Raw genomic sequence first — 13,854 nt, forward strand, 5'->3', positions numbered from 1 at the left:
CTCAGCCGTACTTCTTCGAGTTGGCCTCGAGGATCTTGGTGGCCCGCCCGGCGGCGTCGGAGAGCGCGGCCTGGGGGGTCTTGCTCCCCAGCACGGCCTCGTTGAGGGCCTTGTCCCACTCGGTCATGGCGTCACCGATGCCGGCCACCGGCGGCAGGAAGTGCAGCACGTCGACCTGCTGGGCGAGGGCGGACTGCTCGGGCAGCGCCTGGAACTCCGCGGACTCGCGGACCGAGGTGCGGGCGGGCACCTGACCGGCCTTGGCCCACTCCAGGGACTGCTGGCTGATCCAGTTGAGGAAGACCCGCGCGGCCTGGCTCTTGTTCTCGTCGGGGGTCTTCATGGTGGGGAGCACGAACTGGTGCGAGCCCGCCCAGGCCGCCGGGGTGCCGCCGATGTTGGGCAGCGGTGCGACGCCCCACTCGAGCTCCTCCTGCTCCTTGAGGGTGTTGACGTTCCAGATGCCGTTCCAGTTGAACGCGGTCTTGCCGTTCTGCAGGGCGATCGCGTCGGCGTCCTGGGCGATCTTGGACGGCGAGTGCCCGTCCTTGATCAGGTTCACGTACCAGGTCATGGCCTCCACGCCGGGGGCGTCGGCCCAGGTGACACCGGTGGCGTCGGGGCTGAACAGGTCGCCGCCGAACTGCCACAGCAGCGCCTGGACGGTCATCGAGCCGGTGAAGGGGAACGGGGTGGCCCAGTGCCCTTCGACGCCCTTGCTCTTCAGGGTGTCCAGCGCGGTGCCGTAGGACTCGGCGTCGGTCGGCGGGGCCTCGGGGTCCAGGCCGGCGTCCTCCATCACCTTCTTGTTGTAGAAGAAGCCGAGCGGGTGGACGTCCAGCGGGATGGCGTAGCGCTGCTCGCGCCACAGGCCGGCCTGCCAGGGCACCGGCGCGAAGTCGGCCTCGGACAGACCGAGACCGGTGGCCACGTCGTCCAGCGGCTGGATGACCTTGCGGGCGGCGTTGGTGGCCACGGAGTCCACGTGCATGATCGCGATCTCGGGACCCTTGCCCGCGGTCACGGCACTCGGCAGCTTGGCGTAGTAGTCCGCCCACTGCATCGTGTTCATGGTGACCTTGATGTTCTCGTTCTCGGTCTGGAACTTCTCGACCAGCTTCTTCATGATCGGGCCGTCACCACCGGTGAAGCCGTTCCAGAACTGGAGGGTGACCGGGGGGCCGTCGTAGCCGCTGGTCCCGCCGTCACCGGTGGGGGCCTGGCTGCTGCCGGGCACGCCCGCCGAGCCGGCGCCGCCGCACGCGGCCAGACCCAGCGCGGCCGCTGCTCCCAGCCCGCCGGTGAGCAGGCCCCGTCGGGTGAGTGCGGACATCGTCGTCGGAGACATCAGTGGTTCCTTCCATCGGTGGGCGATTCGTCGCGGGCCGACGATCGGTCGAGCGGGGCGGGGGTGGTGCTGGGGGCGGCGGAGAGCCGCAGGCAGTGCCAGGAGACCGCCGGCAGGGAGGCGGTCAGCCGGCCGTCGTCCAGGGTCGCGTCGCCCGGGCGCGGGACGACCCGCTCGGGCTGGGCGGCGGTGTTGGTCGCGGCGGGGTCGGCGTCGGTGAGCACCAGGTGCTCCACCAGCGAGAGGTCGCCGAAGCGGGACAGGTCGAGGTCGAGGGTGAGGTCGCCGACGAGGCCGCGGTTGACGGCCAGCACGACCAGTTCCCCGGTGGTCTCGTCCCAGGTCGCCACCGTGTGCAGCTGGTCGACCTCGCCGTAGCGCGCGGTGGCCACCAGCGGGGAGTCGACCGCCAGCCGGAGCACCGTGCCACGGGCGTGCCGGGCGGTGAGGGCGAAGGGGTGGAAGATCGTCTGCCGCCAGGCCGGACCGCCGGGCTCGGTCATGATCGGGGCGATCACGTTGACCAGCTGGGCCTGGCAGGCCATCGAGACCCGGTCGGTGTGACGGAGCAGCGTGATCAGCAGGCTGCCGACCACCACGGCGTCGGTCAGGTCGTAGACGTCCTCGATCAGGGGTGCCACGTCGCGGATGTCCAGACCGAGCTCGCCGGGGAAGCGGGACTGGTACCAGACGTTCCACTCGTCGAAGCTGACGTCGATGCGCCGGTCCGAGCCGCGGACGGCGGCCACGTGGTCGGCGGTGGCCACCACGGCGTCGATGAACCGCTCCATGTCCTCGGCGCTGGCCAGGAAGGAGTCGACGTCGCCGTCGACCGGCTCGTAGTAGGCGTGGGCGGAGATGTGGTCGACCTGGTCGAAGGCCTGCTCCAGGACGACTCGCTCCCAGGTGCCGAAGGTGGGCATCGACCGGTTGCTCGAGCCGCAGGCGACCAGCTCGAGGGTCGGGTCGAAGCGCTTCATGGCCCGGCCGACCTCCTCGGCCACGCGGGCGTACTCCTCGGGGGTCTTGTGCCCCATCTGCCAGGGGCCGTCCATCTCGTTGCCCAGGCACCAGAGCCGGACGTCCCAGGGCTCGGTGCGGCCGTTGGCCACGCGGCGGTCGGCGGTGGCGAGGCCGGGCTCGGCGTTGGTGTACTGCAGCAGGTCCACGGCCTCGGCCAGCCCGCGGGTGCCCAGGTTGACCGCCATCATCGGCTCGACGCCGATGCGCTCGCACCAGCCCAGGAAGTCGTCGGTGCCGACCTGGTTGGGCTCGATGGCCCGCCAGGCGAGGTCGAGGGTGACGGGGCGCTCCTCGCGCGGGCCGACGCCGTCCTCCCAGCGGTAGTTGGAGACGAAGTTGCCGCCGGGGTAGCGCACCATCGTGACGCCGAGCTCGTCGACCAGCCCGGCGACGTCAGCACGGAAGCCGTGCTCGTCGGCGGTGGGGTGGTCGGGCTCGTAGACGCCGGTGTAGACGCAGCGGCCCATGTGCTCCACGAAGGAGCCGAAGAGCCGGGGTCGGACCGGGGCGAGGACGAAGGCCGGGTCGGCCACCACCCTCGCGAGGGCGAGCTGGGGCGGCCGGGCGATCCCGGTCGTGGGCGATGGGGTGGTCTCCACCGTGTCCTCTCCGTCGAGCACGAGCCACGCCGTTTACAACGGTTGACGTGGCCGGGTGAACCATTTCTACAACGGTTGACCTGCGTTGTAAAGCGGCTAGGCTGCCCACCATGGAACCGTCGAGGACCGGGCGGTCCGGCCGGTGAGCGGGGCGGTCTCGCCGTGACCGCGCGGTTGAAGGACGTCGCCGCCCGCGCCGGGGTCTCGGTGAAGACGGCCTCGAACGTGATCAACGACTACCCGCACATCACCCCCGCCACCCGGGCCAAGGTCGAGGCGGCCATCCGCGAGCTGCGCTACCGGCCCAACGTCAGCGCGCGCCAGCTCAAGCACGGCAAGGCCGGCTTCCTGGCCCTGGCCGTGCCGGCCATGGAGTCGCCCTACTTCGCCGAGCTGGCCGCGCTGGTGAGCGCCGAGGCCACCCGCCGGGGCTACCTGATGCTGCTCGACACCACCGGTGCCGACGCCGAGGCCGAGCGGCTGGTGCTGGACGGCGTGCGCAGCCACCTGATCGACGGGGTGATCTTCTCCCCGCTGGCGCTGTCGGCCGAGGAGATCGCCGACCGGGCCGACCGGCTGCCGATGGTGCTGCTCGGGGAGCGGGGGGTGCCGCCGGGCTACGACCACGTCGCGGTCGACTCCGTGGCCGCGGCCCGCAGTGTCACCGAGCACCTCGTCTCGCTGGGTCGGCGCCGGGTGGCGGCGATCGGCCGGGAGTCGGTCCGCGGGACGGCGTCGGTGCGGCTGGACGGCTACCAGCAGGCGCTGGCCGCCGCCGGGCTGGCCCTGGCCCCCGAGCTGGTGCGCGGGGTCGCCCACTACGAGCGCGAGGACGGCCGGCGGGCCATGCACGAGCTGCTGGCGCTCCCCGACCCGCCGGACGCGGTCTTCTGCTTCAACGACCTCCTCGCCGTCGGTGCGCTGCGGGCCTGCGCCGAGGCCGGCGTCAGCGTCCCCGATCAGGTGGCGGTGGCCGGCTTCGACGACATCGCCGAAGGTCGTTACTCCACCCCGGCGCTGACCACGGTCGCGGCGGACCTGACCGTGCTGTGCCGGGAGGCGCTCCGGCTGCTGATCGCGCGGATCGAGAACGAGTCGACCGGGCCGGAGTCGGTCGAGGTGCCCTGGACCCTGCAGGTGCGCGAGAGCACGGTGGGTCGGGGTGGCCTGGTGACGGCGGGCGGGGTCGTGGCCGAGCCGTCGGCGTCCGGTGCCCTGGTGGGCGGCGGTGGCGGGAGCGGGACCGTCTCTGTTGGTGGTTGACTGGTCCCGTGTCTGAATCGATTTTGAACGCGTCCCGGGTGGAGCTCGACCGGGCCGCCGTGGTGCGGTGGCGCAACGGCGTCTTCCTGGTGTTCCTGGCCACGGGGCTGACGTTCTCGTCCTGGGCGGCGCGGCTGCCGCGGGTCCGCGACGAGCTCGGCGCGACGACCGGCCAGATGGGTCTGGTGGTGCTGGCCATGGCCATCGGCTCGATCGTCGGGCTGGTCGCGAGCAGCCACGTGCTGGCCCGCTTCGGCTCCCAGCGGACGATGGCCTTCTTCTTCGCCCTGCTCGGGGCGGGGATGGTGGCCGCCGGGATGGGCGTGGAGCTGGTCAGCTACCCGCTGCTCGCGGCCGGCATGGTGCTGGCCGGGTTGGGCATGGGCACCACCGACGTCGCGATGAACCTCAACGGCGCGGTGGCCGAGCGGGCGCTGGGTCGCACCGTGATGCCGCTGTTCCACGCGTTCTTCAGCTTCGGGACCATGGGCGGGGCCGGCATCGGGGCGCTGGCCGAGCTGCTCGGGGTGGGTGTGGGCCCGCAGATGGCGGTGCTCGCCGTCGTGCTGGTGGCCGCGGTGCTGGTCGGCGTGCGCTGGACCCAGCACGAGAACAGCCTGGACACCCGGGCGGAGGCCGACGAGCCGGCGTCGACCGCGCGTGACCGGCTGGCCGTGTGGCGCCAGCCGGCCACCATCCTGATCGGCCTGATCGTGCTCGGGATGGCCCTCGCGGAGGGCAGCGCCAACGACTGGGTGGCGCTGGCCATGGTCGACGGCCACCAGACCAGCAACGCCGTCGGCGGGGCCGGTCTGGTCGTCTTCGTGACGGCGATGACCGTCGGCCGGGTCGCGGGGGTGTGGGTGCTGGACCGCTTCGGCCGGGTGCCGGTGCTGCGGGCCACCGCGCTGGTGGCCTCGGTGGGGCTGGCCACCACGATCTTCTCCCCGTGGACGTCGCTCGCCTTCGTCGGCATCGCCCTGTGGGGGCTCGGCTCGTCGCTCGGGTTCCCGGTCGGCATGTCGGCCGCCGCCGACGACCCGCGCCAGGCCGCGGCCCGGGTCAGCGCCGTGGCCACCATCGGCTACGTCGCCTTCCTGGTCGGACCGCCGGTGATCGGGTTCCTCGGTGAGCAGGTCGGGATCCTGCACGCGCTTCTGGTGGTGCTGGTCCTGGTGGCCCTGGTGGCCTTCGTCGCACCGGCCGCGCGGGAGCAGTCGCTGGAGCGGTGAGCCGGTCGCGGGACGCCATCTAAATGGGTCGGTGGCTGGCGGCGCGCCCATCAGAGACGCCTTGAGCACTGTCCGCCAGGCATCGCGGGTTGCACTCGCGGCCCGGACCCGCTCTCCGCGGTCTACCGCGCGCGTCTCCTACCCCGTGGAACCGGCTCCGGCGTTCGGCGCCCACCGGTTCCGACTGGGCGGAGCTGACGCGCGGCAGACGGCCCGTCTGGAGGCGCCCGCAGATGCAGCACCCGGTTTCGCAGGCCGTCGATGGCGATTCATCAGAGCCACAGTCGGCGGCCACGACCCCCTCGAACGGCCATCCGCCACGGCCGGGGTTGTGTCGGCTCCGGCGTGGGTGCCGTTTCGCCCCGTGGACCGCTGTGCCGACTGGCTCGCGGCCGGTCCTGACCCCAGGTGGCTCCATGTTGACCGCGCGTTCGGTCCATGGCGTGCAGCGGTCCTGGTGGACAGCTTCGTGTCGCCGTTCCCCTCACGGTCGGGTGGCCCTCTGGGCTCCAGCCCACGAGGGGCGACGCACCAGCCCTGTGTCCCGCGCTTCATGCCCGCCTTGGTACCCGGACGACGAGTCCGTCGGACCCGATGGCGGGCTGTGTGTACAACGACACCGTGAGACCGGTGGAGCCGCGGAAATGTCAGTGGCCGTCCGTAGATTCGGTACATGGACGCAGCTCAGGAGGTGCTTGCACGGGTGTCGCCGTTGATGGCCCCGGGTGCTGCGAGCACGCCTGACGCCACCGGTGGGATTGCCGTCGATGCATCGCTGGTCCAGTCCTGGACGGAGCGTCTGACGACCACCACCGAGCTCGATGTCGAGCCCGCGGCGCTGGTCGATGTGATCCGGGCGCTGGAGGTGCTGAAGTGCGCTGCCGAGGCGGTGCAGGCCGTCGCGGCCGCCGAGCTGGACCGGGAGACCCGCGCTGAGGAGGGGCGTCGCGGAGTCCCGGCCGCTCGGCAGGGGCGCGGTGTGGCCGCCCAGGTCGCCCTGGCGCGGCGGGAGTCACCCGCGCGGGGCCGGCAGCACCTCGGCCTGGCGCTCGTGCTGGACCGGGAGCTGCCCCACACCCTCGACGCGCTCCGGGCCGGGCGGATCTCCGAGTGGCGGGCGACCCTGCTGGCCCGGGAGACCGCCTGCCTGTCCCGGGAGCACCGCGCCGAGGTCGACCACGCCATGGCCGGGGACCCTGACCGGTTGGAGGCGATGGGTGAGGGGCAGCTGATCGCCGAGGCCCGCGCCCGTTCCTACCGCCTCGACCCCGAGGCCGCGGTGCAGCGACGCCGTCGCGCCGAGGCCGAGCGGCGGGTGAGCCTGCGACCGGCACCGGACACGATGAGCCAGCTCAGCGCCCTGCTCCCGGTGAAGGACGGGGTCGCGGTCCACGCCTTCCTGTGCCGGCAGGCCGACGCCGAGGTCGCCGCCGGTGACGGGCGTGGCCGCGGGCAGATCATGGCCGACACCCTCGTCGAACGGGTCCTGGGCACCAGCCGTGCGCACGACCGCTCCCACGGCGCCGCGCCGGATGACGTGCCGCACAGCCCGGACCCGGGTGGACGGTCCGAGGCGGAGGGCGAGCGCGGTCCGTCGTGTGCCAGCGGTGAGCCCGGCGGCGCGTACTCGCAGTGCGGTGAGCCCGGTGGCGCGTACACGCAGGCGGGTGAGCCGCGCGGGTCGTCGCAGCAGCGCGACAGCGAGACCGGTGGCGGCCAGAGCGCGACTCCTCGGTCGGGTGGGGGCAGCGGTGAGGCGAGCGCGGCGGAGACGTCGGTGATGATCCACCTCCTGGTCTCCGACACCGTCCTCCTCGGCGGGCCGGGCGCCGGTCACGTCGACGGCTACGGCCCCGTCCCCGCCGACCTCGCCCGCCAGCTCGCCACCACCGACCGCGCCTGGATCCGCCGCCTCTACACCACCCCCGGCACGGGCGAGCTGGTCGCCGCGGACAGCCGCGCCCGCCGCTACCCCGCCCGCCTGGCCCAGCTGATCCGACTCCGCGACCGGACCTGCCGCACCCCCTGGTGCGACGCCCCGATCCGGCACACCGACCACGTCGTCCCCGCCACCGACGGCGGCGCGACCTCGTTGGGCAACGGTCAAGGTCTGTGCGAGGCCTGCAACTACGCCAAGGAGTCACCCGGCTGGACCGCCCGACCACGCCCCGGCCCGCGCCACACCGTCCGCACCACCACACCCACCGGCCACGGCTACCAGTCCACGGCACCACCACCGCTCGACCCGGCGCTCCTCACGCCGATCGGTCCCCATCCGGGTGACGGTAAGGGCGGACACGCGCTCACCGCGTGACGGCGATGCACCACCCGGTGCAGCGAGCTGCCCACCGGTTCTGTCCGGTGGGCAGGGGTGGCCTCGGGGCTGAGGCGTGTCAGGTTCCGGCCGGGAGGCCCCGGGCAGGAGCGGCTGAGCGCCCCGTGGGTGACGGCTGCCTCCCGGTGCGAACAGATGGATCAGCGACGCGCCGCGAGGAGTGACATCACGAGATGGGTGAGGCAGCAAGGGTCCGCAGCGCGCAGCGGCCGCTCCGCCGCCGGGGCTCGATCGTGTCGCGGTCGCCACTCCACACCGCTGGGGCTCAGCCGCGCCCCGGCTCGCGGGAACTGCGCCGGCAAGGGAGGCCCAGCTGGAGCGGGACGGCCGAGCCGGCGGCAGCAGCTCCTCCTCCGACCTAGTGGCCGACGCGGTCGAGCAACCCGCGCTGGTGGAGGTTCCGGATGAGGGCACGCAGCCCGAACTCCCAGCGCGGGGCGGTCTCGGAGCGGGTGACGCGGTTCACCAGCGTGCCCAGCCGGGGGCTGGAGATGCGGACCACGTCCTCGAGGTGGTGGGTGAAGCCCATGCCGGGGTGGTCCCGGTCCTGGGTGGGGGAGAAGAGGGTGCCGGTGTAGAGCAGCACACCATCCGGGTACTGGTGCGCGTCCCCGACGGTGTAGGCGGCCAGCTCGGCGACGTCGCGGGAGATCTGGCTCATGTCGCTCGTCCCGTCGAGGACGAAGCCGTCGTCGACACCGAGCACCTGCAGCCGCACCGCGGCGCCACGGACGTCGTCGAGGGTGAAGTCGTCGTCCAGCAGCCGCAGGAACGGTCCGGCCGCGGCGGAGGCGTTGTTGTCCTTCGCCCTGGGCAGCAGCAGCGCGGACCGGCCCTCGACGTCGCGGAGGTTGACGTCGTTGCCCAACGTCGCGCCCACGACCCGTCCGGTCGAGGTCACGGCCAGCGCCACCTCGGGCTCGGGGTTGTTCCAGCTCGACACCTCTGCCACCCCGACCTGCTGACCGCACCCCACCGCCGACAGCACCGGCGCCTTGGTGAACACCTCCGGGTCCGGGCCGAGCCCGACCTCGAGGTACTGCGACCACAGTCCACGCGACTGCAGGTCCGTCTTGAGCCGGGCCGCGTCCTCGCTGCCGGGACGCACCGCCGAGACCTCGCGTCCGACGACCGCCTCCAGCTCACCACGCAGCCGGTCGGCCTGGGCGGGGTCGCCGCCGGCGCGCTCCTCGATCAGCCGCTCCATCAGCGAGCTGGCGAAGGTCACCCCGGCCGCCTTCAGCACCGACAGGTCGACCGGGGCCAGCAGCGTGGGTGACGCCGGATCGCCCGCGCCCTCGGCCAGCGAGGCGGCGAGCACGTCGGTCAGCGGCCACCCTCGCCCCGGCTCGGCCTGCCGCAGCGCAGCGACCGGGTCGGGCTGCTCGAGCAGGTCCGAGATGGTGGGGAAGCTCGCGGAGACGTCGACCAGCTCCTCACCGCGGACGGTGACGACGCAGGGTCCCGCGACCGCGGGGTCCAGCACCCGGCCCACCAGCGTGGCCCGGCCGACGTCGGTGGGAAGCAGGTCGGAGAGGTCGTCGAGGAGGTTCATGGCGTCCTTGTCGGGTGGTGGGACGGGGGACAGGGGACCGGACCATCAGGCTCCCGGCGCAGAGGACGGCGCGTCGCACGGCCGGCGGTACCGGCCGCGAGGCCCACGTCGGCCGGGACGGGAGCGTCCGGCAGCGCACGTCCGCCCCTCACGTCGGCCGGGACGGGTGGGCCGGTGACCGGGCACGGACGCACGTTCGGCGTCCGTGCCCGGCCGGGCCGGGTCAGACGTTCGCGTACCAGGCCTCGACGGCCTCGACGTCGGTGCTGGCGTCGCCGGGGCGACCGAGCTTGTCGTAGTGGCGCTTGCGGGCCCGCATGTCGCTCAGCAGCACCGCCCGGGCGTGGGTGGCCACCTCCACCGCGACCTCGCGGGGCACCACGACCACCCCGTCGTCGTCGGCGCCCACGACGTCGCCGGGGTTGACCTGGGTGCCGCCGCAGGCGATCTGCGTCTGCGCCTCGACGGCCTCGATCCGCCCGGGGATGATGGTGCGGCCGCGACGGCGGGCCACCACCGGTGTGCCCTGGGCCTCGAGCTCGCCGGTGTCACGGGCGTAGCCGTCGGTGATGATCCCGACCGCGCCGCCGACGATCGTGCCCATGGCGTTCTCCGAGCCCCAGAAGCCGACCTCGGGGCCGCCGCCGGAGTCCATCACCACCACGTGGCCGGGGGTCAGGTCGTTGGGGAGGCGCTCGGCCGGGTACTTCTCGAACCAGAGCCGGTGGGCCGCGACGACGTCCTCGGTGCTGGTCAGCTTCCACATCGGCTTGTTGGAGGGGACGCAGCGCAGGGTGGCGGCCTCGCCGAAGAACTTCATGCCCCGCCAGAGCGGACGCACGTCGTGGTTCATCAGACCGATGTTGAAGTAGCCGATGCCGTCCATGGCGTCGACGACGTCCACCACCCGGAGGAACTTGTACAACGTCCCGAGCTGGTCCGGGTCCGCCTGGGTGTAGGGCAGCTCCGGGGCCTGCTGGACGGGCAGGGTGTGGGTCATGGTGTGATCGCTCCTCGGTTGTGGTTGTGCGGTCGGCCCGGGCGGCGGGTGCCGGCGGGACGTGGGGGTGACGCGGGTGCGCGTCGGTGGGTCAGGCGGACCCGGCGTGTCGCCGGGCCAGCTCGACGTAGGTCTCGGCGTTGGTGACGAGGTGCTCGCGCTCGGGGTCGGTGAGCTCGCGGCGTACCCGGGCGGGCAGCCCGAGCACCAGTGAGCCCGACGGGATCTCGACGTCCTCGGCCACCACCGCGCCGGCGCCGATGATGACGTCGTCGCCGATGCGGGCCCGGTTGAGCACGATCGCGCCCATCCCGACCAGCACCCGGTCGCCGACCGTGCAGTTGTGCAGGACGGCCCGGTGGCCGACGGTGACCTGGCGGCCGAGGCGGACCCCGAGCCCGGGGTCGGCGTGCAGCACGCAGCCGTCCTGGACGTTGCTCCGCGGCCCGACCACGATGTCCTCACCGTCGCCGCGCAGGACGGCGCCGAACCAGACCGAGGCGTGCTCGGCCAGGCGGACCCGCCCCACCAGCGAGGCGGTCGGCGCGACCCAGGCGGTGGGGTCCACCTCCGGGTGGTGGCCTTCGAACCCGTGCAGGCTCACCGTGACCACCGCCCCAGGTCGTACCAGCGCGTCGCGGTCCCGCCGAGCACCTCGGCCCGGTCGTCGGCGTCGGGGACCACCCGCTCCAGCACGGCCACCTGGTCCCGCCACAGCGTGCGGTAGTCCGTGCCGAGCTCGGAGACCGGCCAGTTGCTGGCCAGCATGGTCCGCTCCGGGCCGAACGCCTCCAGCACGACGCCGGCGACCTCGTCCAGCTGCTCGGGCTGCCAGTCCCAGCGCGAGACCACGTCCAGCCCCACCGACAGCTTGATCGCCACCCCGGGGGCGTCGGCCAGCCGGGCGATGTTGTCCCGCCACGGCTGGGCGGGCGCGCCGTCCAGCGGCGGCCGTGCCAGGTGGTCCACCACGATCCGCAGCCCCGGCACCTGCTCGGCCAGCTGCACCACCTGGGCGCACTGGACGTCGTCGAGCGGGACCACGTCCCAGGACAGCCCGGCGTCGGCCAGCTCGGTGAAGAGCTCGACGACGTCGTCGCCGGCCAGCCAGTCCAGCGGCTCACGACCGACCAGGCAGCGGACCCCGACCAGACGGGGGAGGTCCATCCGGGTCCGCTCCCGCCGCGCGGCGTCCGGGTCGCGCAGCGGCAGCCAGCCGACGACCCCGCGCACCGGCTCCAGCCGGCTCCAGCGGGCCAGCCGGTCGTTCTCCTCCGGTCCGTCCTCGGACTCCACCAGCACGGTGCCGTCGATCCCGAGCTCGACGGTCATCGTCGCCAGGTCCTCGGGACGGAAGTCGCGCACCAGGGCGCCGTGCCCGGGTCCGCGCCAGGGCTGCTCGCTCTCCCCGGCCACCCAGAAGTGCTGGTGGGCGTCGATGGTGGTGGTCGCGGGCGTCGGGTCCGCGGGTGCGGCGGTCATCGTCCCTCCCAGGAGGCCGGTCGTCGGGCGAGGAAGGCCTGGACGCCCTCGGCGAAGTCGGCGCTGCCGTAGCAGGCCCCCACCAGGTCGTCGCAGTCCGCCTCGGGGTCGTGGTCCAGTCGTCGGCTCGTCTGCTTCAACGCCCGGACGCTCAGCGGCGCACCGCCGGCGATCGTCCGGGCCAGCTCGGCGGCCACCGGACGCGGGTCGCTGCCGGCGGGGAGCAGCCGCGTGATGAACCCGCTGGGGGCCAGCTCGGCGGCGCTCACCAGGTCCGCGGCCAGCAGCAGCTGGTCGGTGCGGGCGGCCCCGAGACGGCGGCGCACCAACTCGACGGCGGAGGCGTCGATGCAGTTGCCCAGGGTCCGCGACACCGGGGCGCCGAACTGGACGTCCTCGGCGGCGACCACCAGGTCGCAGGCCGCGGCCAGCACCAGCCCGGCGCCGACCGCCAGCCCGGGCACCGCCGCGACCACCGGGACCGGCACCGCCTGCAGCGCCTCCAGCACCGCCCGCACCCGCTGCTCGTAGCGCAGCCCGGCATCGGCGTCGAAGCCGGGGAACTGGGCGATGTCGGTGCCGGCGGCGAAGGCGCGGTCCCCGGTCGAGGTCAGCACCACCGCCCGCACCCGCGGGTCACCGGCGACGTCCCGGGCGTGCTGCTCCAGCTCGTCGTACATCCGCCAGGTCAGGGCGTTGAGCTTGCGCGGGTGGTCCAGCCGGAGCGTGAGGACCGCCCCGTCCAGGGAGCTGCGCACCCCGTCGACGGCGTCCTCCCCGCCGACGGGCTCCTGGTCAGCCACGGACGGCCCCCTCGGCGAGCGACCCGGTGCCCGCCCCGGCCGCGGCCAGCAGGTCGTCGTGCTCCCCGAGCAGCGGGGCCGGACGGCGGACCGTGGCCGGGGTGCCGGAGAGCCGGACCGGGGAGGCCAGCACCTTGACCGTGCCCTCCACCGGGTGCTCGTAGCTGGTGACCGCACCGCGCTCGGCGACGTGGGGGTCGGAGTCCAGCACGTAGGAGTAGTCCCGGATCGGTCCGGCCGGGACGCCGATCTCCAGCAGGGCCTCCACCCACTCGTCCACGGTCCGGGAGGAGAACAGCGGCGTGAGCTCGGCGACCAGCTCGTCGCGGTGGCGCATCCGCAGGGTGTTGGTGCTGTAGCGCGCGTCCTGCACCAGCTCCGGCACTCCCAGCACCTCGCACAGCCGGGACCACAGGCGCTCGTTGTTGGCGCCCACCGTCAGGTAGCCGTCGCTGGCCCGGAACGCCTGGTACGGGGCGGACATCCGGTTCGCCGACCCCAGCGCCGCCGGCGCCTCGCCGGTCGCCCAGTACTCGGTGGACTCCCACACCGACAGCGCCAGCGCGGACTCGAACAGCGACACCTCCAGGTACTGCCCCTCCCCGGTGGCCAGCCGGGCCACGTAGGCGGTGAGGATGCCGAAGGCGGTGAACATGCCCGCCCCCAGGTCGGCCACCGGCAGCCCGCACTTGACCGGGTCGCCGCCGGGCTCGCCGGTGATGCTCATCACCCCCGACATGCCCTGGGCGATCAGGTCGTACCCGGGGCGACGGGCGTACGGACCGGTCTGGCCGAAGCCGGAGATGCTGGCGTAGATCAGCGCCGGGTTGTGCTGCTTGAGGGTCTCGTAGTCGATGCCCAGCCGCGTCGTGACGCCCGGCCGGAAGTTCTCCACCACCACGTCGGCCTCGCCCACCATGGCGTAGAACCGCTCCCGCTGTGCCTCGTCCTTCAGGTCCAGCCGGACGCTGCGCTTGTTGCGGTTGAGGGCCAGGAAGGCCCGGGAGTCCTCCCCCCGGACGGCGTAGCCCCAGGAGGTGCGGGTCTGGTCCCCGCCGTCGGGGTTCTCGATCTTGACGACGTCGGCGCCCATGTCGGCCAGCATCATCGTGCAGTACGGGCCGGACATCACCTGGGTCAGGTCGAGCACCCGCATGCCGCTCAGGGCGCCGTCGGGCAGGTCGGACAAGGTCATTCGGGCTCTCCTCGCGAAG

11 protein-coding genes are annotated in these 13,854 nt (G+C 73.4%); 3 read left to right on the forward strand and 8 right to left on the reverse strand.

The genetic code is table 11. From position 1 onward, the window contains the following. Nucleotide 1 precedes the first annotated feature (1 nt). Nucleotides 2–1,348 (reverse strand): ABC transporter substrate-binding protein, encoded by a 1,347-nt coding sequence (locus BLT52_RS05515; RefSeq protein WP_231946514.1) that lies wholly within the window; start codon nucleotides 1,346–1,348, stop codon nucleotides 2–4. Next, nucleotides 1,348–2,970, reverse strand: a complete 1,623-nt coding sequence (gene arfA / locus BLT52_RS05520) for an arabinosylfuranosidase ArfA (RefSeq protein WP_231946515.1) — start codon at nucleotides 2,968–2,970, stop codon at nucleotides 1,348–1,350. Before arfA ends, BLT52_RS05515 begins: the two co-directional genes overlap by 1 nt. Nucleotides 2,971–3,132: 162 nt before the next feature. Here arfA and BLT52_RS05525 point away from each other — a divergent pair, with 162 nt between their 5' ends. The 3 genes from BLT52_RS05525 to BLT52_RS21170 all read left to right on the forward strand — a co-directional run bounded on the left by BLT52_RS05525 (nucleotide 3,133) and on the right by BLT52_RS21170 (nucleotide 7,779). After that, nucleotides 3,133–4,233, forward strand: coding sequence for a LacI family DNA-binding transcriptional regulator (locus BLT52_RS05525; RefSeq protein WP_090591398.1), 1,101 nt, complete (start codon nucleotides 3,133–3,135; stop codon nucleotides 4,231–4,233). Nucleotides 4,234–4,241: 8 nt separating this feature from the next. Then, nucleotides 4,242–5,465, forward strand: a complete 1,224-nt coding sequence (locus BLT52_RS05530) for an MFS transporter (protein ID WP_231946516.1) — start codon at nucleotides 4,242–4,244, stop codon at nucleotides 5,463–5,465. A 673-nt stretch (nucleotides 5,466–6,138) separates the two neighbouring features. After that, nucleotides 6,139–7,779 carry an HNH endonuclease gene (locus tag BLT52_RS21170; protein ID WP_090591400.1) on the forward strand — a complete coding sequence of 547 codons (1,641 nt, stop codon included), beginning with the start codon at nucleotides 6,139–6,141 and terminating at the stop codon, nucleotides 7,777–7,779. 379 nt (nucleotides 7,780–8,158) lie between these two features. Here BLT52_RS21170 and BLT52_RS05540 read toward each other — a convergent pair whose 3' ends face one another. The 6 genes from BLT52_RS05540 to BLT52_RS05565 form a co-directional block, all read right to left on the reverse strand. Beyond that, nucleotides 8,159–9,355: a fumarylacetoacetate hydrolase family protein gene (locus BLT52_RS05540; protein WP_090591402.1), complete on the reverse strand. Its 1,197-nt coding sequence runs from the start codon at nucleotides 9,353–9,355 to the stop codon at nucleotides 8,159–8,161. A 223-nt stretch (nucleotides 9,356–9,578) separates the two neighbouring features. Next, complete coding sequence (locus BLT52_RS05545) at nucleotides 9,579–10,355, reverse strand: RraA family protein (protein WP_090591404.1); 777 nt, start codon at nucleotides 10,353–10,355, stop codon at nucleotides 9,579–9,581. A 91-nt stretch (nucleotides 10,356–10,446) separates the two neighbouring features. Then, nucleotides 10,447–10,968: a gamma carbonic anhydrase family protein gene (locus BLT52_RS05550; protein WP_231946517.1), complete on the reverse strand. Its 522-nt coding sequence runs from the start codon at nucleotides 10,966–10,968 to the stop codon at nucleotides 10,447–10,449. After that, nucleotides 10,956–11,837, reverse strand: coding sequence for an amidohydrolase family protein (locus tag BLT52_RS05555; protein ID WP_090591407.1), 882 nt, complete (start codon nucleotides 11,835–11,837; stop codon nucleotides 10,956–10,958). The genes BLT52_RS05550 and BLT52_RS05555 overlap by 13 nt, the downstream gene beginning before the upstream one ends. Further along, nucleotides 11,834–12,640 (reverse strand): enoyl-CoA hydratase-related protein, encoded by an 807-nt coding sequence (locus tag BLT52_RS05560; RefSeq protein ID WP_090591409.1) that lies wholly within the window; start codon nucleotides 12,638–12,640, stop codon nucleotides 11,834–11,836. Before BLT52_RS05560 ends, BLT52_RS05555 begins: the two co-directional genes overlap by 4 nt. Next, nucleotides 12,633–13,835: a CaiB/BaiF CoA transferase family protein gene (locus BLT52_RS05565; protein WP_231946518.1), complete on the reverse strand. Its 1,203-nt coding sequence runs from the start codon at nucleotides 13,833–13,835 to the stop codon at nucleotides 12,633–12,635. The genes BLT52_RS05560 and BLT52_RS05565 overlap by 8 nt, the downstream gene beginning before the upstream one ends. Nucleotides 13,836–13,854: the final 19 nt, after the last annotated feature.

It is taken from the genome of Auraticoccus monumenti, assembly GCF_900101785.1.
Lineage (GTDB): Bacteria > Actinomycetota > Actinomycetes > Propionibacteriales > Propionibacteriaceae > Auraticoccus > Auraticoccus monumenti.

Coding starts and splice junctions, on each gene's coding strand:
- BLT52_RS05545 (WP_090591404.1), bottom strand. CDS start 10,355: ATGACCCACACCCTGCCCGTCCAGCAGGCCCCGGAGCTGCCCTACACC.
- BLT52_RS05540 (WP_090591402.1), bottom strand. CDS start 9,355: ATGAACCTCCTCGACGACCTCTCCGACCTGCTTCCCACCGACGTCGGC.
- BLT52_RS21170 (WP_090591400.1), top strand. CDS start 6,139: ATGGACGCAGCTCAGGAGGTGCTTGCACGGGTGTCGCCGTTGATGGCC.
- BLT52_RS05555 (WP_090591407.1), bottom strand. CDS start 11,837: ATGACCGCCGCACCCGCGGACCCGACGCCCGCGACCACCACCATCGAC.
- BLT52_RS05565 (WP_231946518.1), bottom strand. CDS start 13,835: ATGACCTTGTCCGACCTGCCCGACGGCGCCCTGAGCGGCATGCGGGTG.
- BLT52_RS05515 (WP_231946514.1), bottom strand. CDS start 1,348: ATGTCTCCGACGACGATGTCCGCACTCACCCGACGGGGCCTGCTCACC.